The organism is Pseudoalteromonas sp. Z1A8 (assembly GCF_011378855.1).
Lineage (GTDB): Bacteria > Pseudomonadota > Gammaproteobacteria > Enterobacterales > Alteromonadaceae > Pseudoalteromonas.
Genome location: NZ_WTLB01000033.1, coordinates 1 through 19,150 on the forward strand (window position 1 = coordinate 1; position 19,150 = coordinate 19,150).

Annotated in this window: 19 protein-coding genes; 18 read left to right on the plus strand and 1 reads right to left on the minus strand. The window is 40.6% G+C overall.

Translation table 11 applies throughout. The features are described 5' to 3' along the window. Nucleotides 1–284: 284 nt before the first annotated feature. Complete coding sequence (locus tag GQR55_RS13305) at nt 285–881, minus strand: DNA-3-methyladenine glycosylase I (protein ID WP_166420984.1); 597 nt, start codon at nt 879–881, stop codon at nt 285–287. 132 nt (nt 882–1,013) lie between these two features. On the opposite strand from GQR55_RS13305, the gene GQR55_RS13310 reads away from it, so the two are divergent. The 18 genes from GQR55_RS13310 to flhA all read left to right on the plus strand — a co-directional run bounded on the left by GQR55_RS13310 (nt 1,014) and on the right by flhA (nt 19,144). Further along, nucleotides 1,014–2,126, plus strand: a complete 1,113-nt coding sequence (locus GQR55_RS13310) for an ATP-binding protein (protein WP_166420985.1) — start codon at nt 1,014–1,016, stop codon at nt 2,124–2,126. Beyond that, nucleotides 2,123–3,589 carry a sigma-54 dependent transcriptional regulator gene (locus GQR55_RS13315; protein WP_166420986.1) on the plus strand — a complete coding sequence of 489 codons (1,467 nt, stop codon included), beginning with the start codon at nt 2,123–2,125 and terminating at the stop codon, nt 3,587–3,589. Before GQR55_RS13310 ends, GQR55_RS13315 begins: the two co-directional genes overlap by 4 nt. A gap of 156 nt (nt 3,590–3,745) precedes the next feature. Continuing rightward, a complete protein-coding gene (gene fliE / locus GQR55_RS13320; protein ID WP_008168784.1) occupies nt 3,746–4,078 on the plus strand; it encodes a flagellar hook-basal body complex protein FliE in 333 nt (110 codons plus the stop codon). Nucleotides 4,079–4,098: 20 nt separating this feature from the next. Continuing rightward, complete coding sequence (fliF, locus tag GQR55_RS13325; protein WP_166420987.1) at nt 4,099–5,811, plus strand: flagellar basal-body MS-ring/collar protein FliF; 1,713 nt, start codon at nt 4,099–4,101, stop codon at nt 5,809–5,811. Beyond that, nucleotides 5,804–6,844 carry a flagellar motor switch protein FliG gene (gene fliG, locus GQR55_RS13330; RefSeq protein ID WP_007581881.1) on the plus strand — a complete coding sequence of 347 codons (1,041 nt, stop codon included), beginning with the start codon at nt 5,804–5,806 and terminating at the stop codon, nt 6,842–6,844. The genes fliF and fliG overlap by 8 nt, the downstream gene beginning before the upstream one ends. Nucleotides 6,845–6,847: 3 nt before the next feature. Then, nucleotides 6,848–7,654: a flagellar assembly protein FliH gene (gene fliH / locus GQR55_RS13335; RefSeq protein WP_024589950.1), complete on the plus strand. Its 807-nt coding sequence runs from the start codon at nt 6,848–6,850 to the stop codon at nt 7,652–7,654. An 18-nt stretch (nt 7,655–7,672) separates the two neighbouring features. Continuing rightward, nucleotides 7,673–9,007: a flagellar protein export ATPase FliI gene (fliI, locus tag GQR55_RS13340; protein WP_002959338.1), complete on the plus strand. Its 1,335-nt coding sequence runs from the start codon at nt 7,673–7,675 to the stop codon at nt 9,005–9,007. Next, entirely contained in the window at nt 9,007–9,453 is a 447-nt protein-coding gene (fliJ, locus tag GQR55_RS13345) for a flagellar export protein FliJ (RefSeq protein ID WP_166420988.1), read from the plus strand. The genes fliI and fliJ overlap by 1 nt, the downstream gene beginning before the upstream one ends. Before the next feature lie 89 nt (nt 9,454–9,542). Continuing rightward, nucleotides 9,543–11,495, plus strand: coding sequence for a flagellar hook-length control protein FliK (locus GQR55_RS13350; RefSeq protein WP_240916850.1), 1,953 nt, complete (start codon nt 9,543–9,545; stop codon nt 11,493–11,495). A gap of 57 nt (nt 11,496–11,552) precedes the next feature. Continuing rightward, nucleotides 11,553–12,083 (plus strand): flagellar basal body-associated protein FliL, encoded by a 531-nt coding sequence (fliL, locus tag GQR55_RS13355; RefSeq protein WP_166420989.1) that lies wholly within the window; start codon nt 11,553–11,555, stop codon nt 12,081–12,083. 9 nt (nt 12,084–12,092) lie between these two features. Beyond that, nucleotides 12,093–13,184 (plus strand): flagellar motor switch protein FliM, encoded by a 1,092-nt coding sequence (gene fliM, locus GQR55_RS13360; protein WP_166420990.1) that lies wholly within the window; start codon nt 12,093–12,095, stop codon nt 13,182–13,184. A 20-nt stretch (nt 13,185–13,204) separates the two neighbouring features. Then, nucleotides 13,205–13,603, plus strand: coding sequence for a flagellar motor switch protein FliN (fliN, locus tag GQR55_RS13365; protein ID WP_166420991.1), 399 nt, complete (start codon nt 13,205–13,207; stop codon nt 13,601–13,603). Beyond that, nucleotides 13,600–13,983, plus strand: coding sequence for a flagellar biosynthetic protein FliO (gene fliO / locus GQR55_RS13370; RefSeq protein WP_010553903.1), 384 nt, complete (start codon nt 13,600–13,602; stop codon nt 13,981–13,983). The genes fliN and fliO overlap by 4 nt, the downstream gene beginning before the upstream one ends. 4 nt (nt 13,984–13,987) lie before the next feature. After that, entirely contained in the window at nt 13,988–14,728 is a 741-nt protein-coding gene (gene fliP, locus GQR55_RS13375) for a flagellar type III secretion system pore protein FliP (RefSeq protein ID WP_166420992.1), read from the plus strand. 40 nt (nt 14,729–14,768) lie between these two features. Further along, on the plus strand, nt 14,769–15,038 hold the full coding sequence (gene fliQ / locus GQR55_RS13380; RefSeq protein ID WP_002959325.1) for a flagellar biosynthesis protein FliQ: 270 nt from the start codon (nt 14,769–14,771) through the stop codon (nt 15,036–15,038). A gap of 2 nt (nt 15,039–15,040) precedes the next feature. Further along, a complete protein-coding gene (gene fliR / locus GQR55_RS13385) occupies nt 15,041–15,820 on the plus strand; it encodes a flagellar biosynthetic protein FliR (protein ID WP_166420993.1) in 780 nt (259 codons plus the stop codon). 9 nt (nt 15,821–15,829) lie between these two features. Further along, on the plus strand, nt 15,830–16,960 hold the full coding sequence (gene flhB, locus GQR55_RS13390; protein ID WP_166420994.1) for a flagellar biosynthesis protein FlhB: 1,131 nt from the start codon (nt 15,830–15,832) through the stop codon (nt 16,958–16,960). Nucleotides 16,961–17,032: 72 nt separating this feature from the next. Beyond that, complete coding sequence (flhA, locus tag GQR55_RS13395; RefSeq protein WP_166420995.1) at nt 17,033–19,144, plus strand: flagellar biosynthesis protein FlhA; 2,112 nt, start codon at nt 17,033–17,035, stop codon at nt 19,142–19,144. Nucleotides 19,145–19,150 lie beyond the last annotated feature (6 nt).

Here is a 19,150-nt window from a genome sequence, read left to right on the forward strand (position 1 = left end):
GTAATAAAAAACCAAGAAGCGTTTAAGCTCCAAGAAAGTTAAATACGACCTTGAAGCTTAAAATGAGAGATGGTATCTACAAGATAAACGCAAACTTAAACCTCGGCGGTAGACGTAGAGCTTGCTCGCGTGAAAAGCGAAGCTTTTAATTACTTAAATAAAACGTTATTTCACAAAGAAAAAAACGAAGGTAAATGAGAAACCATAGTCAACTTACGCTTTACTTTTCTAAAGCGCAGCGTCTCTTGGCCTCTTTGTGAACAAATCACTTTTATGGCTTTTAATCACTCACCACTAAAAGCTTCAATAATTTCTTTTTTTCTAAAACAATCATTACTGTGATCGTTAACCATGCCGCAGGCCTGCATATGAGCGTAAACCGTGGTTGGTCCTAAAAACTTAAATCCGCGCTTTTTTAAATCTTTAGCGAATGCAGTTGATGCCTCTGTAATTGCTGGATAATCCTCAACGTTATTTAAATTACTTATAATCGGTTTGTTACCCACAAACTGCCATTGGTAGTTACTAAAACTTCCAAATTCTTTTTGTATTTCTATAAAGCATTTAGCGTTGTTAACAGTTGCCGCAATTTTTAAGCGATTGCGCACAATACCCTCATTAAGCATTAGTCTCTCAACGTCATCTTGTCTGAATTGCGCTACTTTTTGTACGTCAAAATTAGCAAATGCTTTTTTATAACCGCTGCGTTTTTTTAAAATTGTGTACCAGCTTAAGCCAGCTTGCGCGGATTCAAGCGTGATAAATTCAAACAGCTTTGTATCATCATAAAGGGGGACGCCCCATTCTTCATCATGGTAAATAACGTAGTCGGGTTTAGTGGTGTCGAGCCACGGGCAACGGCACTTTATTTGCTCACTCATTATTATTCCTTTTTGTGTGCGTCATTTTTATGTCGCTCAAATTATTTATGTAACTTAATGATAAGTATGTAAATAAATTTTGGTATAAATCGTGCATTTAGACATGTATCTACATCAATTCGAGATTTGATTATGGCCCTTGCTAGCGTGCTAAAACCACAGTTTTTTTCTGCAAATCAGTATAACCCATGTTTACTTCAAGAGGAGTACATTGGTGAATTAAGCGATCTGCGCAAGCAAGCAAGTTGGCTTTCGCATTTGGTTGATACCATGCCAGCAGGCGTGGTTGTACTTGATGGCAAAGGCTTGATTGCGAAAGCGAATCAAATAGCGATTGATATGCTCGGTGAGCCACTTGAAGGCGAACGCTGGTTTAATGTTATTCAGCGCTCTTTTAGGCCGCATCAAGATGATGGCCACGAAGTGTCTTTAAAAGACGGGCGCCTAATAAAGCTTGATATTACCGCTTTAGCACCAGAGCCTGGGCAACTTATTTTAATGACGGATTTAACCGAAACCCGCCGCTTACAAAAACGTGTTGCACATATGCAGCGTTTAAGCGCGCTGGGTAAAATGGTTGCATCGTTAGCGCATCAAGTACGTACGCCGCTCTCAGCCGCTATGCTTTATGCTGCTAATTTAGGGTCAAAGCGCTTACCCGAAACATCTCGTGATAACTTTCAAACAAAGTTAATGTCGCGCTTAAAAGATTTAGAAACTCAAGTAAACGACATGCTTTTATTTGCTAAAAGTGGCGATCAGCAAGTGGTTGAGCAAGTTTCAATGCAGCAGCTTTTAACAGAAGTTAAAGCAGGCGCCGATGCGATGGTCGCACTTAATGAAAGTGAGTTGGATGTAAGTTTACCAGAGCCGGATATACAAATAGTCGGTAATAAAACGGCACTGGCCAGTGCTATTCAAAATCTTGTGCACAATAGTATTCAAGTTATTGGCGGCGGTGCAAAAGTAAAAATTAGCGCACAAAGAGATTTAAAAGATTTAGATATGGTTCGTATTAGTGTGAGCGACAATGGCCCAGGTGTTGATTTAAGCCAAAGCGATAAAATTTTTGAACCATTTTTTACTACAAAAAGTCAGGGCACAGGTTTAGGGCTTGCTGTAGTGAGTTCGGTGGCTAGTGCGCACCAAGGCCGTGTTGATGTGACTAATAATACGCAGGGTGGTGCCTGCTTTAGCTTGTTACTGCCTATTAAGGCAACATCTAAATTAGAGGGGTCATTATGAGTAACACTATTTTAGTTGTCGAAGATGACGCTGGGCTTCGTGAAGCCTTAATTGATACCCTTGAAATGTCGGGTATTGAATGTGTTGCAGCCAACAGTGCTGAGCAAGCAATGTTACTGCTTAAAAAAGATCAATTTTCGCTTGTAGTAAGCGACGTGCAAATGGGCGCAATGAGTGGCCTTGATTTACTACGCAGTATTAAATTAAACCACCCTGATTTACCTGTATTGATGATGACGGCGTACGCCACAATTGATGATGCGGTTGAGGCTATGCGCCTAGGTGCAATTGACTACATGGCTAAGCCATTTGCACCTGAAGTGTTATTAAATATGGTGAGCCGTTATTTGCCTGAAAAAGCAAAAGAAACCGACGGCCCTATTGTTGCCGACCCAACCAGTATTCAATTATTGGAGCTTGCAAGTAAAGTAGCACGCTCTGATGCAAGTGTAATGGTACTTGGCCCAAGTGGTTCTGGTAAAGAAGTACTTGCTCGTTATATTCATGATAAGTCGAGCCGATGTAATGAGTCATTTGTGGCGATTAACTGTGCGGCTATTCCTGAAAATATGCTCGAAGCCACGTTATTTGGTTACGAAAAAGGGGCTTTTACGGGGGCGATTCAAGCATGTCCGGGTAAGTTTGAGCAAGCACAAGGCGGCACTATTTTACTCGATGAAATTACAGAGATGGACTTAGGGCTACAAGCTAAGCTGTTACGCGTACTGCAAGAGCGTGAAGTAGAGCGTTTAGGGGGTCGTAAAACAATTCAGCTTGATGTACGTATTTTGGCAACCAGTAATCGTGATTTAAAAGAAGCGGTTGCTAAAAACCAGTTTAGAGAAGATTTATATTACAGGCTTAATGTGTTTCCACTTATGTGGAGACCATTGTGCCAACGCCCTGGCGATATTATTGTATTGGCTAAGCATTTAATTGAGCGCCATATAAGTAAAAGCAAAGAGCCCATGGCGTATTTAGATAAAGCGGCTGAGCAAAAGTTATTGGCTCACGCGTGGCCTGGTAATGTACGCGAGCTTGATAACGTTATACAGCGTGCACTTATACTGCGAACTGGTAACACGATAAATGAGCATGCAATTTTTATTGAAAATTTAGTATCTAGTAACTTTGTTATGGAGCCTTCATTGGCACCTGCTCAAACCGTATCACCAATAGAATTAGCTCACGCAGATAAAGGTATTGAGAAAAGCACGTTAAGCTCTGCATATTACGATGAAAAATCACCTGTTGAGGTTGAACCTAAGCAAGGTTTACTAGCGGCAGATACCGGTAGTTATAAAGATGAGCTTAAAGACAAAGAGCATCGTATTATTTTAGAAACTCTTGCACGTTGCCAAGGTAAACGTAAAGACGTTGCCGAAACGTTGGGAATAAGCCCGCGAACTTTACGTTATAAACTAGCGCAAATGCGCGATTTAGGTATTTCACTTCCTGCATAACCTCCTATAAACCCTAAGTTTGCGCTGCGAACTTAGGGTTGTCAAAACTCTGACTCACAAAATATCAAGTTAACTTACTGTATTTAAACAATTAAATGTTTGGCATGCTTTGTGCTTTATTACTTGTAAGAGTTCACTGCGTGTCAGAGATAAATTATGAAAATTCAAAACAGTGCTGTATTTCAAGAAATGCAATCAATGGCTTTAGAAGCCGGCCGTAATAATCAAATAAATAAATTGCCGACTCAAGTTCAGCCTACTTCTACTTCCCAGTTTGGCGACATGTTAAGTGATGCGCTAAATACAGTGCACGGTTTGCAACAAGATGCGGGTCAAAAAGTAAAAGCGGTTGAAATGGGGGATCGAAGTGTATCGCTTGCTGAGGCGATGATTGCTTCTCAAAAATCGTCAGTTGCTTTTGAGGCTACAGTACAGGTTCGTAATAAACTTGTTGAAGCTTATAAAGAAATCATGAACATGCCTGTTTAATTAGGTAGTGGAGAATTATTGTGGCGCAATCTAACCAATCTACAGACCTAGCACTTGCTGGTGGCGGTATCGACCAAAGTGGTGATGATCAACAAGAACAAAAATCAGGCTATTTAAGTGCTTTAAATGGCGTTGATGTATTGCGCCAAGTAACACTGGTTATAGCATTAGCTATTTGTTTAGCTATCGCGATTTTTATTATTATTTGGGCTCGTCAGCCAGATATGCGCCCATTGGGGAAAATGCAAACTGAAGAGCTGATTCAAACGCTCGACTTTTTAGATGCGCAACAAATTGAATATCAACTCGATGGCAATGTGGTATCGGTTGATGAAAGTGAATACCAAAATATTAAACTGTTAATGACTCGCGAAGGGTTAGAGCAAGGTCCTGCGTCGGGTTCTGACATCATCATGCAAGATATGGGCTTTGGTGTAAGCCAACGCTTAGAGCGTGAACGCCTAAAACATGGCCGTGAACAACAATTAGCTCGCACCATTGAAGAGCTTAACAACATTACTCGCGCCAAAGTATTGTTAGCTATTCCTAAAGAAAACGTATTTGCGCGTAGAGAGAAAAAACCATCAGCAACTGTTGTATTAACGCTTAAGCGTGGTCGCTCACTCGACCGTGAAGAAGTAGACTCTGTTGTTGATATGATTGCCTCGGCAGTACAGGGTTTAGAGCCTATGCGAGTTACTGTTACCGATCAAAATGGTCGATTACTAAATTCAGGTTCGCAAAGCTCATTAGCAGCACGCTCTCGTAAAGAATACGATTTAGAACGTAAGCGCGAACAAGAGTACCTTGAAAAAATAGACAGTATTTTAATACCGGTTGTTGGGCTTGCAAACTATACAGCTCAAGTTGATTTGAGTATGGACTTTAGCTCGATTGAGGAAACTCAAAAGCGTTATAACCCAGACCTACCAGCGGTTAGAAGCGAAACCACATTTGAAGAAAATAACATTGGCGGCCTAGCTGTTGGTATTCCAGGTGCGCTTACAAATCAGCCACCGTTAAACTCGAACATTCCTGAGGTTGCAGGGCAAGGTGGTGCAGGCACAGCTACATCACCAACACGCAGCCACAAAGAAGCCACACGTAATTATGAACTCGATACAACCATTTCTCATAAGCGCCAGCAAAGCGGTGTAATACGTAGAATAAGCGTATCAGTTGCTGTTGACTACGTCCCTAAAGTGGGAGAAAACGGCGAAACAACCATGACTCCACGTTCGGTAGAGGCATTGTCAAATATTCGTCGCTTACTACAAGGTGGTGTGGGTTTTGATATGCAACGTGGTGATGCACTTGAAGTCGTAACAGTGCCGTTTGTACGTGAAGAAACAAATTTAGCAATAGAAGTGCCACTGTGGGAACAAGACTGGTTTATGAAAATAGCCCGCCTTGTATTGGGAGCCTTAGTTATTATAGTACTGATAATGGCAGTAGTTAAACCAATGCTTAAACGCTTAATTTACCCAGACGATACACTAGAAGAATACGATGACGATGCATTAAGCTCAGGCGTAGATATTGGCGACAATACACTTGATATGCTAAATAAAGACTTTGATTCTGCTTCGGTTGGTTTCTCAAGTGATGGTACACTGCAATTACCAGATTTACATGGCGACGAAGATCTACTTAAAGCAATTCGTGCCCTTGTAGCTAACGAACCAGAACTATCATCACAAGTAGTCAAAGCGTGGTTAACAGAAGATGACTGATCAAGAACAAAAACAACTCCCACCAGCCTTTGATGTTGATAAGCTAGATGGAGTAGATAAAGCCGCTATATTACTTTTGAGTTTATCAGAAGAAGATGCCGCGCAAATCCTTAAACACTTAGAACCAAAACAGGTGCAAAAAGTGGGTATGGCAATGGCTGGTTTACAGGACTTATCACAAGCTAAGATTAGCGCTGTACACAACTTGTTTATAGAACAAATTCAAAGCTTTAGTACTATTGGTTTTCAGTCAGAAGACTTTATTAAAAAAGCACTTACAGCAGCACTTGGTGAAGACAAAGCCGCTAGCCTTATTGACCAAATTGTTATGGGCTCAGGCGCTAAAGGCTTGGATTCATTAAAATGGATGGACTCTAAGCAGGTAGCGAATATTATTCGTAATGAGCATCCACAAATTCAAACCATTGTATTATCGTACTTAGAGCCAGAGCAGTCGGCTGAAATTATTGCTCAGTTTCCTGAAAAAGTGCGCTTAGATTTAACAATGCGTATTGCAAACCTTGAAGAAGTTCAGCCAGCTGCACTGCAAGAACTAAACGAAATCATGGAAAAACAATTTGCCGGCCAAGCTGGTGCACAAGCCGCTAAAATGGGCGGCTTAAAAGCGGCTGCAGATATTATGAATTACCTTGATACCAACGTAGAAGGGCAGTTAATGGACTCTATTCGTGAGCACGATGAAGAGATGTCGCAGCAAATTCAAGACTTAATGTTTGTATTTGAAAACTTAATGGATGTTGAAGACCGTGGTATTCAAGCAATCCTACGAGAAGTACAACAAGACGTATTAATGAAAGCAATTAAGGGCACCGACGATGCCCTTAAAGATAAAATACTGGGCAATATGTCTAAGCGCGCAGCCGAAATGCTTGCTGATGACTTAGAAGCCATGGCACCGGTGCGTATAAGCGAAGTAGAAGCAGCACAAAAAGAGATTTTATCAACAGCACGTCGTTTATCTGACTCGGGTGAAATTCAGCTGGGCGGCGGCGGTGGCGAGGAGTTCCTGTAAACCATGAGCAAACTCAAAGGGCGCACACTTCGAGCTGATGAAGCAGATGAATTATTAAAAAACTGGGCTATTCCAGATGTAGCACCAGATGAGAGCAGTTTTGGTAATCGCTCTACAGCTTATGGCACTCCACTTAGTGAGTTGTACAAAAAAGAATTAGCCGAAGAAATGCCAATTGATGAGCCGCAAGAACCAGAGCTTCCTGCGCTTACCATGGTTGAGCTTGAACGCATAAGACAAGACGCGTACGAAGAAGGCCTTAAGCAAGGTCATGAGCAAGGCTACATAGACGGTTTTGAAAAAGGCGTTGGCGAAGGTAAAGAAGCAGGCTACAAAGAAGGCTTAGAACAAGGTAAAACACAAGGCCTTGAAGATGTAAAACCATTAATTGAAGAGCAGTTAACAAGTTTAAAAGCTATTTTAGAAGGGTTAACTGCACCGCTAGATAAAGTGGACGAACAAGCCGAGAAGCAATTAGTACAACTTGCTAGCATGTTGGCGGAAGCTGTTATTTATCAAGAAGTAAAAACATCGCCAGATGTGATTTTACATACGTTAAAGCAAAGTATTGATTCACTTAATGCGGAACAAGAAAAAGTACGAATACATTTAAATCCCGAAGATTTAGAACTCATAAAAGAGAGCTACGGCGAACAAACCATTATTGATAATAACTGGCAATTAATGGCAGAACCGACACTTGAACGCGGTGGCTGTGAAGTTAAAACAGCGCAATCGTCACTCGATATGACTCTTAAAACACGTGTCAAAGAAACGTTGGATAGTTTTTTGCATAATAGTGGTATCTAACTACTTTATTGGCGTGTTATGTCAACTCAACGTGCACCTTTAAGCGAACGCTTATCTCAGTATCAACAACATATTAAAACCCCAGCGCCTGCTGTGGCCGGTATTTTAACGCGTGTTGTTGGCCTTACGCTTGAGGCTAGAGGTTTACGTGCACCCGTTGGTAGCCAATGTAAAATAGAAACCATGAACGGCTTTGTAGATGCCGAAATAGTCGGTTTTAACGATCAAACTTTGTACTTAATGCCTAACGATCATATCTCTGGTGTACTTCCTGGTGCGCGTGTTATTCCCCAAGTTAATAATTTAGGTTTACCTGTAGGCATGAGCTTATTGGGGCGCGTGGTGGATGGCTTAGGTCGACCGCTAGATGGCTTGGGTAAAATTAATGCTGAGCATCATTTAAAGTTTGCGCAAAATACTATAAACCCGCTTTCAAGAAGACCAATCACTAAACCTATGGACGTAGGTGTGCGTGCTATTAACTCGGTAATTACAGTAGGGCAAGGCCAACGTATGGGCTTGTTTGCAGGCTCTGGTGTCGGTAAATCAGTACTGTTGGGTATGATGACCCGAGGTAGCGAAGCTGATGTAATTGTTGTTGGCCTAGTAGGTGAGCGTGGCCGCGAAGTAAAAGAATTTATTGAAGAAATACTCGGTGTAGAAGGCCGTAAACGTTCAGTCGTTGTTGCAGCGCCTGCTGATTCATCACCGCTTATGCGTTTAAAAGGCTGTGAGAGCGCCGTAACTATTGCAGAGTATTTTAGAGATCAGGGTTTAAACGTATTATTGTTACTCGATTCGGTAACGCGTTACGCAATGGCGCAACGTGAAATTGCACTTGCTGTAGGCGAGCCGCCTGCTACAAAGGGTTACCCGCCTTCGGTGTTTGCTAAATTACCTGCGCTGGTGGAGCGTGCTGGTAATGGTGGTGAAGGGCAAGGCTCAATAACGGCTTTTTTTACGGTGTTAAGTGAAGGCGATGATATGCAAGACCCTATTGCTGATGCCGCGCGAGCTATTTTAGATGGCCACATTGTACTATCGCGTGATTTAGCTGACAGTGGGCACTATCCCGCAATAGATATAGAAAAGTCGATTTCGCGTGTTATGCCTCAAGTTGTTTCTGAGCCGCATATGCAACAAGCCCGAGTGCTTAAACAAGTGTATTCAATGTATCAACAAAACAAAGACATGATTACGTTAGGTGCCTATCAAAAAGGGACCGATCAAATGCTCGACCAAGCAATAAACATGATGCCAAGAGTAAATGCATTTTTACAACAAGGTATGCGAGATGTCATTAGTTACGATGATGGTCTGCAAGGTCTTGCTCAGTTACTAGGACAAGCATAATGGCTAAAAACAAACTCGATTTATTGCTCAAAATTGAAAATGATAAAGAAGAAAATTTGCGCATGAGTTACTTACAAGCTAATCAAAACTTGCAATCGAATCAACAAAAGCTACAAGGTTTAAATAATTTTAGACTTGAATACTCTCAGCAGTTACACATAAAAGGTAAGTCGGGTTTATCCAGCGCCGGGTTTGGGCAGTACCATGCCTTTATAGCTAAAATTGAAGAAGCAATTCGTCAACAAGCAAGTACCGTAAATACGGCTAAGCAAGTTGTTACTCAACGTAAAACGCTGTGGCTTAAGCAGCAAATTAAAGCTAAAGCAGTCGCCAAATTAATCGAAAATCAAAAACTCAAAGCAAATGCGTTAATGGCAAAAAATGAGCAAAAAATGTTAGATGAATTTTCTGCTAATCAGTTTTTTCAACGTCGTAAAGCTTTGTAATTCAGGCACGTTAATTGCTTTGTTACTTAGTGGAATTTAACTTTTGGCAGTATGCGGTGGCATATTGCCGTAATGGTATTAGGTGATTTATGGCGATGAATAACATTTCGTTTTTAGCTTCTTCTGAAAAAGACTCTTTGTTAGCTTTTAAAGACAATAGCTTAGCTAATAGCGAAGAAAATTTAGGCGAGGAGTTTTTAAGCCAACTAAACGAAGCGCATAACTCTATGGAGCCTTTGCTAAAAGGCAATAAAAATCCTAATGCCGAAAATTCGATTGCCATTCCTAAGCATAAACAAAAAGAAGAAAATGAAAATCTGAGTGCAAAGCGAGATGAAGACACAGCAGACGACGTTACTTTTGTATCTGTTGAGATGCTTGACCAGATTAATTCAGCACAAGCAATGAGCACTTCGATTAATAAGCCTTTTGAAGCAACTGAAAGTACAGAGTTAGATAATGCTGACTCTAAAACAGCGGACTTAAAGGGCTCAAAAATTGATAGCTCAAACTCACTACCTTTGAATTCGTTACCATTAAATGAAGGCAAGTATCATAAAAGTGGTGTTGCCGAAGCTATTGAACAGCCATTAAATAAAAAGCCTGATGACAGTATTGGCCCTATAGTTGATGATGCTGAATTAATTTCAATGGATATAAAAAATCAATTAGTTCAAGACAAACCCGTTGATAAAAACTCAAAAAATATAGTGTTGCCAACACCAGTGCCTACGCCAGTAACTCCTTCTTCAGCGACCTCTCTATTAGCTGAACCAGAAATGATACAAGTAAATTCACAGACATCTGAAAGTGAAAAAAGTGCTGCAATAGATACTTTAATGACTAAGGATACGAGCTTAATTAAAGCTAATAACGTTATTACTAGTTTAACGCCTGAGCAGCGCTCGCAACTTAATGCGCAAATTAAGACATTAGACAATGCCGGCTCGACTAATAGTGCGACTACTGATCGCACTGCCAACCTTAAACAAATGCTTGCGCAATTTATTACTGATAATGAAGAAGCACAAGGTAGCGTAGTTAAACAGTCTTTTAGTTCTGAGATTGATACGCTTAATACCACTGAAAAGCAAAGCTTGTTAACACAATTAAACGCTTATATTAAAGCTGAGCAGCCTAAAGGCGAGCAGTTGTCAGTGCTTAAGCAAACAGTTAATGAATTAAAAGCTTCAATTGAAATAGGTTTGGCTGATACAGCAAAATCAGACTCAAAAATATTTGTAGCGCCAGTTACTCAGAGCGTTGTAAATGACTTGCAAAAAATCAGCTCAAAAATATCGATAAGTGAAAATGCTGAACCAAGTAAGGTTGCTACAGCTTATATAAAGGATGAAAACGCAGCAAAGTCATCTGAGCTGATGCAAAAAGATGGGCTAAAAAATATTACTGCAGAGCAAACACCGGCACGCGTAGCACAAGTATTTACGCAAATTACAGCCGCTCTAAATACTCAGCAATCAAGTACATTAAGCCAATACGACTCATTGGGTTATGATCAGAGCTTACTTGATACCCAAATAATACAAACTCAACAATTACAAAGTACATCACAAGTAAAGCAGATAAGTATTGACCCAGGTGTTATGCAGGCAATTAATATTGTTAAAAGTGATGCGGCTAAATTACTGCAAGATCGCGTTAGCTCAATGCTGAGCATTAATAATAAAGAAGCAGAAATTCGCCTTGATCCACCTGAAATGGGTAGCATGCAAATTCGTATTCGTAGCGATGCAGAACAAGCACACATAAACTTTGTAGTACAAAACCAACAAGCTAAAGAGGCACTTGAGCAATCAATGCCGCGTTTGCGTGAAATGCTAGCGCAACAGGGGCTAGAGCTTGGTGAAAGCACTATTTCTTATGGGCAATCAGGTAGTGAAACCTCGGATCAAAGTGAGAGCGGAACTCAAGGTAATTTGGCTAATAATAAGTCGGTTAATGATGAAAATAACGAGCAAGCAAATAATACTGCACAAAGTTCTCGACAACAAACTTCATCATCAATAGATTACTATGCCTAAGTACTGCTATTATAATAGTTAAAACAAGCAAGTACCTTTGCAATTAAAGGAATCATGATGGCTGAAGAAGCAAGTTTAGAAATTGAAGAAACCGGAAAAAGTAAAAAGAAACTAATAATAATTATAGTAGCGGTACTACTTATTGTAGGTGGGGCTGCGGGTTACTTTTTTATGTCGGGTTCGGATACGCCAGTTGAAACCTTAGATGAAGAGACTGCAATGTCTACTGATGCTCCTTCTGCTGCAGCGGGTGATTCAGCAGAAATGGGCAGTGCTTTATATGTTGCTATGCCACGCCCATTTGTGTTTAACGTACCGGGCTCAAGCCGCGACAGAATTGTACAAATTAAAGTACAATTATTAGTACGTGGTGAAGTAAATGAAGAAACAGCCAAGAAACATATTCCGCTTATAGAAGGGACGCTACTAAGCGTGTTTTCTACTACAACAGCTGATGAATTAAGTACAAGTAGTGGTAAAGAAACACTTCGTTTTTCTGCACTTGAAAAGGTACAAAAAGCCTTAATGGATGTTGAAGGCAGTAAAGTAATTGAGCGGGTATTGTTTACCGGCTTTGTAATGCAATAAGGGGCTAGCGTGAGCGATTTATTATCCCAAGAGGAAATTGATGCGCTATTGCATGGTGTTGATGACGTTGAAGAGGAAGATATACACGAAGGTGAAGATGGCGGAGGGAGTACGCTTCAGTACGATTTTTCTTCGCAAGATCGGATCGTACGTGGTCGTATGCCGACGCTGGAAATTGTTAATGAACGCTTTGCTCGCCATATGCGAATTAGCCTATTTAACATGATGCGCCGCACCGCAGAGGTGTCTATTAACGGCGTACAAATGATTAAATTTGGCGAGTATATTCATACTCTATTTGTACCAACCAGTTTGAATATGGTGCGTTTTAGACCTTTAAAAGGCACTGGCCTGATTACCATGGAAGCACGGCTTGTGTTTATTTTGGTAGATAACTTTTTTGGTGGTGACGGGCGTTATCATGCAAAAATAGAAGGCCGAGAATTTACTCCTACAGAACGTCGAATTGTACAAATGCTCCTTAAAATAATCTTTGAAGATTACAAAGAAGCATGGGCACCGGTTATGGATGTATCGTTTGAATATCTCGATTCTGAAGTAAACCCAGCAATGGCTAACATTGTAAGCCCAACCGAGGTTGTGGTTATTAGCTCTTTTCATATTGAGCTTGATGGTGGCGGTGGCGATTTTCATATTGCTTTACCTTACTCAATGCTTGAGCCGATTCGAGAACTGTTAGATGCGGGTGTTCAATCTGATACTGAAGATACGGATTTACGTTGGAGCAAAGCACTTCGTGATGAAATAATGGATGTAGAGGTTGAAATATCAACTCAGTTACTTGAAGTTGATTTAACCTTAAAACAAATTATGGAACTCAAAGCCGGTGATATTATTCCGGTTGAAATGCCTGAGCATATAACCGTGTTTGTTGAAGAACTCCCTACATTTAGAGCTAAAATGGGTCGCTCTCGCGATAATGTTGCGCTGCAAATTAGTGAAAAAATTAAACGACCTGATTCAGTTAAATCTGAGCTGCATGTATTTACCAAAGGCGGCAAGAAAATTGACTCAGATGCAGAATTAGCAGAACTAGAAGATGATTTACACCTCTCTGACGGTGTAGACTTAGACTGGTAATTGATTAAAAGGTTAAAAGTATGAGCGATGATCAAGATACAATGGACGAATGGGCAGCAGCATTAGCAGAAGCCGAAGGTCCGGATGAAAGTGGCGAAGCACACGTTGCAGAGCTTGATGAGTTAAGCGATTCAAAACATGAAATGAGTGGCGATGAAAAGCGAAAACTCGACACTATTTTAGATATTCCCGTTACTATTTCAATGGAAGTAGGGCGCTCTAAAATTAATATTCGTAACTTATTGCAACTTAACCAAGGCTCAGTAGTTGAGCTTGATCGTGTTGCAGGTGAGCCACTTGATGTATTAGTTAACGGCACATTGATTGCGCATGGCGAAGTAGTTGTAGTAAACGATAAGTTTGGTATTCGCTTAACTGACGTAATAAGCCAAGTAGAGCGGATCAAAAAACTACGATGAGCTTATTAATTGCTTTAACGAGTTCCGTTTTTTCAAAAGCAGATGTGGCAACACCCACTGGAGATATACTCTCTATGGTGCTGTCGCTTGTTATGGTGCTAGTACTAATTATTGTGCTGGCATTTTTTGTTAAAAAGCTTAATCCAAATTTAGCAAACAGCGATGAATTTAAAGTAGTCAGAAGCCTACCTTTAGGCTCTCGCGAGCGTTTAATGGTTGTTGAAATAGATAATGCTCAGCACTTACTTGGTGTAACTCCTCACAGTATTAATTACTTACACAAGTTAGAAACCCCATTAAGTGAAAAAGAACTGCCTGAACTCGCTAAACGATTTGGTAAACTTTTAAACCCGCAATCAAACCAAAATAAAAAGAATTAAACCTATGACAAAGTGGCTGCTTATTATTTTTGCCATGGTGTTTGTACCAAGTGTAAGCGCAGAAGGAATTGATGCGCTTACTATTACAACAAACGCTGATGGCACACAGGATTACTCAGTAACGTTACAAGTTTTAGCAATTATGACGGCGCTGAGTTTTATACCGGCTGCCATAATTATGATGACCTCCTTTACACGAATAATTGTTGTACTCGCCATTTTGCGCCAAGCAATAGGTTTGCAGCAAACACCGTCAAACCAAGTGTTATTAGGTATGTCGCTTTTTTTAAGTATTTTTATAATGTCGCCTATTTATCAGCAGGTAAACGAGCGAGCTATAGAACCCTACTTAAATGAACAGGTTACATCAGTAGAGGCTTTAGAGCTTGCTAAAGAGCCAATGAAAGCGTTTATGCTTTCTCAAGTTCGTCTTAAAGATTTAGAAACGTTTGCTAAAATTGCAGGTTACGATCAACTCGACTCGCCACAAGATACGCCATTAATAGTATTGATCCCTGCATTTGTAACCAGTGAACTGCAAACCGCATTTATAATCGGATTTATGTTTTTTATCCCATTTTTAATCGTAGATTTAGTGGTCGCTTCGGTATTAATGGCGATGGGTATGATGATGCTTTCCCCCATGATAGTGTCCTTGCCGTTCAAAATAATGCTATTTGTACTTGTAGACGGTTGGAGCTTGGTAATGGGTACTTTAGCCAAAAGCTTTGGTTTAGGGACTTAGTATGCAAAGCATCAACACGATTCAACAATAGGAGTACAACATGGAACCGGAAATTTTTGTTGATATTCTTAGTGACGCACTATTTTTAGTTATTAAATTGGTGTCGGCAATTGTAGTACCAGGCTTAATTATTGGTTTAGTGGTTGCGGTGTTTCAGGCTGCAACGTCAATCAACGAACAAACATTGAGTTTTTTACCTCGTTTATTAATTACCATAAGTGCGCTTATTGTTGGTGGGCATTGGCTAACTCAAGAGCTAATGGACTTTTTTACTCGCCTAGTGTTACTCATTCCTGAAATTGCAGGTTAAATGTGGAGTATCCCTTTGCGGTAGTTATTCAATGGTTGAGCGACTTTTTGCTGCCCCTGGTACGTATTAGCTCAATGATTATGATTATGGCAGGTTTGGGTGCTAAAAATGTGCCTACGCGTATAAAAATGGGGTTGTCGGTTGTTGTAACCCTTGTTGTAGTGCCTGTTCTGCCGCCTGCAACCTTCACTAATTTGTTTTCGTTTGAGATGATTTTAGTCGTTATCCAACAAATGATGATTGGTGTTGCTATTGGTTTTGCATCAATACTTTTATTAAATACCTTTGTGTTGGCAGGGCAAATACTCGCTATGCAAACAGGCTTAGGTTTTGCTTCGGTTATTGACCCTTCTAATGGTGCAAGTGTGCCCGCAGTTGGCCAGTTTTTTCTTATTTTGGCCACCTTGCTATTTTTTGCTTTTAATGGTCATTTAATGATGATTCAAATGGTGGTGCATAGCTTTCAAGTGCTACCGATTGATGGTACATGGTGGTCTGTAGACCATTACTGGGACATAGTGACGTGGGGTGGCTGGATGTTTACTACAGCATTGGTACTCTCCCTTGCTCCGCTTACCGCTATGCTCGTGATTAATATGTCGTTTGGCATTATGACGCGTGCGGCACCGCAGTTGAATATTTTCTCTATTGGTTTTCCGTTTACCTTGGTGGCTGGGCTTATTATTATTTGGGCAACATTAGGTAACTTTGTTACTCAGTTTGAGTTTCAGTGGCTAAAAATGGTTGAGCTTATGTGTACTTTAGTTGGTTGCTCACCTTAGGAGAAAGGTATGTCTGAAGACTCAGGACAAGAAAAAACAGAAGAACCCACATCCAAAAAGCTTGAAGAATCTAAAAAGAAAGGCCAAATAGCGCGCTCAAAAGAGCTAGGTACCATGTTTGTACTTATTTTTTCGGCTATATCGCTTTTGATGTATGGACCCGAAATTGGCAAAGGTTTATACAATGTAATGGGCCGAACCCTTAGCTTAAATCGCAACGAAGCCTTTGATACTACTAAAATGTTTGCCGTATGGGGAGAAGTTGCAGACGCACTAATGTTTCCTATGGCTATGTTTGTATTAATTATAGTGTTAGCTGCATTTATCGGTAATACGTTGTTGGGTGGTTTTAACTTTAGCTGGGAAGCCGCCGCCCCTAAAGCAAGTAAAATGTCGCCAATGAAAGGCTTTAAGCGCATGTTTGGCCCGCAAGCGGCTATTGAGCTTATAAAATCACTTTTAAAGTTTGGCTTGGTTGCAAGTTTTGCTGTGTTTTTAATTAATACTTATTTTGATGAAATACTGCATTTAAGTTTAGAAAGTGCACCGGGTAATATTATTCATGCCTTAGAGATTTTAGGCTGGATGTTTTTAGGCCTTTCATGCACTTTAATTATTATTGCGGCTATTGATGCGCCATTTCAAAGTTATAACCATAACAAACAACTTAAAATGACCATGCAAGAGATTAAAGATGAGTATAAAAACTCTGAAGGTGATCCTCAAATAAAAGCGCGTATTAGGCAAACACAACGGCAAATGTCGCAAAACCGCATGATGCAAGACGTCCCAGACGCTGATGTTATTGTTACCAATCCAACTCATTACTCAGTGGCATTAAAATACGATACAGAGCGCGCAGGAGCGCCCATTGTAATTGCGAAAGGTATTGATGAAATGGCGATGCAAATTCGTAAAGTAGCAATAGGTAACGAAGTACCTATTTTAGAATCCCCCATGTTGACGCGAGCGCTTTATCATACAGCTGAAGTAGGAGAGCAAATACCTGATCAGCTATTTACCGCTGTGGCGCAAGTTTTAGCGTATGTATTTCAGCTTAAACGCTTTAATAAAGGGCGCGGAAAACGTCCAACTAAACTTAATAATAAGCTCCCAATCCCCGACGACTATAAGTATTAAACTGCTAACTTAGTAACTTGGAATAGTTATTGCTAATTCTACGTAGTGTCAATTTTTTGAAATTGTAGAATTATGAGTTTTAAAGCGGTATTACAACAACTTAACAGAGATAAAAAAGACTATGCCAAAGGGGTAGGTACTCCTTTGCTGGTGCTTGCTGCCTTAGGAATGGTGATTTTACCGTTACCGCCATTTTTACTCGATATTCTTTTCTCGTTTAATATTGCCCTCGCATTAGTGGTTTTACTCGTGACTGTTTACACGATGAAGCCGGTTGAGTTTGGTATATTCCCCTCTGTACTACTTATCGCTACGATTATGCGCTTAGCGCTTAACGTGGCCAGTACTCGTGTTGTACTACTTGAAGGTCATAATGGTGGTGACTCTGCAGGTAAAGTAATTGAAGCGTTTGGTTCCGTGGTTATTGGTGGTAACTACGCTGTTGGTTTGGTCGTATTTTTAATTCTGATCATTATTAACTTTGTGGTAATTACTAAAGGTGCTGGGCGTATTTCTGAGGTATCTGCACGTTTCACCCTTGATGCAATGCCGGGTAAGCAAATGGCCATTGACGCCGATTTAAACGCTGGTTTTATCAGTGCTGAGCAAGCGCGTGACCGCCGTGAGGAAGTAACACGCGAGGCCGATTTTTACGGTTCAATGGATGGTGCAAGTAAATTTGTAAAAGGCGACGCCATTGCAGGTATTGTCATATTAATCATCAATATTGTTGGTGGTTTATTTGTAGGGATGATTCAGCACAATATGGGCTTTGGCGATGCCATGGAAGTATATACATTACTTACCATTGGTGATGGCTTAGTTGCTCAACTTCCTTCTTTATTGCTTTCTATTGGTACTGCAATTGTTGTAACACGCCAAAATGAATCGCTCAATATGGGGGATCAATTCAAGAAACAACTTGGTAATGAAAAGTCATTATTTATTGCTTCAGGTATTTTGATCATCATGGGTATTGTGCCTGGCATGCCGCACTTTGCTTTTTTGAGTTTAGGTGCGTTATTAGGCTATTTAGCTTACTACACACAACAAAGTAAATTAAAAGCCGCTGCTGCAGAAGCTGAAGAGGCCGCCAATGGTGGAAGTGCAGCAACGGGTGTTGCAAATAAACAAGAACAAAAAGAACTTGGTTGGGATGACGTTCAACAGGTTGATGTAATTGGCTTAGAAGTAGGTTACAGATTAATTCCTTTAGTTGACCAATCACAAGGTGGTGAGTTACTTAATCGTATTAAAGGTGTACGTAAAAAGCTTTCCCAAGAACTTGGTTTTTTGGTGCCGCCTGTGCATATTCGCGATAATTTAGAGCTTGACCCTAATGCTTACAGAATAACGTTAATGGGTGTTTCAACCGGTGAGAGCGAGCTTAAACATGGCGACGAGCTAGCGATTAACCCAGGGCAAGTATTTGGTCCAATTAAAGGCGTTGACACTAAAGACCCTGCTTTTGGCCTTGATGCAGTATGGATAAAACCCGATCAAAAAGATGAAGCGCAATCACTCGGTTATACCGTAGTTGATTCTGCCACGGTAGTTGCAACCCATATTAGCCAGTTATTAACCAACAGTGCAGCGTTATTACTAGGACATGAAGAAGTCCAAAACTTGCTTGATATGCTTGCTAAAAGTCATCCTCGTTTAGTGGAAGGACTAGTACCCGATGTATTACCATTAACTGCAATTGTAAAAGTACTACAAAATTTATTGAATGAAGGGGTGGCTATTCGCGACATGCGCTCAATTGTTCAAACCCTTGTTGAATACGGCCCGCGTAGCCAAGACCCTGATGTATTAACGGCCGCAGTGCGTATTTCTCTGCGTAGATTAATTGTTCAAGATGCGGTGGGTATGTCATCAGAAATCCCTGTCATAACCTTGGCGCCTGAGTTGGAACAGATGTTGCATCAGTCATTACAAAATGCAGGCGATGAAGGTGCCGGTATTGAGCCTGGACTTGCAGAGCGACTTCAAGTGTCATTGACACAAGCGCATCAAAATCAAGAAATGGCCGGTGAACCTTCTATATTGCTAACGTCAGGAATGTTACGCACTGTGTTATCTCGTTTTGTTAAGTACACCATTCCAGGATTGAGAGTGATGTCTTATCAAGAGGTACCAGATGAAAGACAGATCAAGATTGTAAGCTCGGTAGGCCAACAATAAGATTTT

Coding starts and splice junctions, on each gene's coding strand:
- GQR55_RS13305 (WP_166420984.1), bottom strand. CDS start 881: ATGAGTGAGCAAATAAAGTGCCGTTGCCCGTGGCTCGACACCACTAAA.
- GQR55_RS13310 (WP_166420985.1), top strand. CDS start 1,014: ATGGCCCTTGCTAGCGTGCTAAAACCACAGTTTTTTTCTGCAAATCAG.
- GQR55_RS13315 (WP_166420986.1), top strand. CDS start 2,123: ATGAGTAACACTATTTTAGTTGTCGAAGATGACGCTGGGCTTCGTGAA.
- fliE (WP_008168784.1), top strand. CDS start 3,746: ATGAAAATTCAAAACAGTGCTGTATTTCAAGAAATGCAATCAATGGCT.
- fliG (WP_007581881.1), top strand. CDS start 5,804: ATGACTGATCAAGAACAAAAACAACTCCCACCAGCCTTTGATGTTGAT.
- fliH (WP_024589950.1), top strand. CDS start 6,848: ATGAGCAAACTCAAAGGGCGCACACTTCGAGCTGATGAAGCAGATGAA.
- fliI (WP_002959338.1), top strand. CDS start 7,673: ATGTCAACTCAACGTGCACCTTTAAGCGAACGCTTATCTCAGTATCAA.
- fliJ (WP_166420988.1), top strand. CDS start 9,007: ATGGCTAAAAACAAACTCGATTTATTGCTCAAAATTGAAAATGATAAA.
- GQR55_RS13350 (WP_240916850.1), top strand. CDS start 9,543: ATGGCGATGAATAACATTTCGTTTTTAGCTTCTTCTGAAAAAGACTCT.
- fliL (WP_166420989.1), top strand. CDS start 11,553: ATGGCTGAAGAAGCAAGTTTAGAAATTGAAGAAACCGGAAAAAGTAAA.
- fliN (WP_166420991.1), top strand. CDS start 13,205: ATGAGCGATGATCAAGATACAATGGACGAATGGGCAGCAGCATTAGCA.
- fliO (WP_010553903.1), top strand. CDS start 13,600: ATGAGCTTATTAATTGCTTTAACGAGTTCCGTTTTTTCAAAAGCAGAT.
- fliP (WP_166420992.1), top strand. CDS start 13,988: ATGACAAAGTGGCTGCTTATTATTTTTGCCATGGTGTTTGTACCAAGT.
- fliQ (WP_002959325.1), top strand. CDS start 14,769: ATGGAACCGGAAATTTTTGTTGATATTCTTAGTGACGCACTATTTTTA.
- flhB (WP_166420994.1), top strand. CDS start 15,830: ATGTCTGAAGACTCAGGACAAGAAAAAACAGAAGAACCCACATCCAAA.
- flhA (WP_166420995.1), top strand. CDS start 17,033: ATGAGTTTTAAAGCGGTATTACAACAACTTAACAGAGATAAAAAAGAC.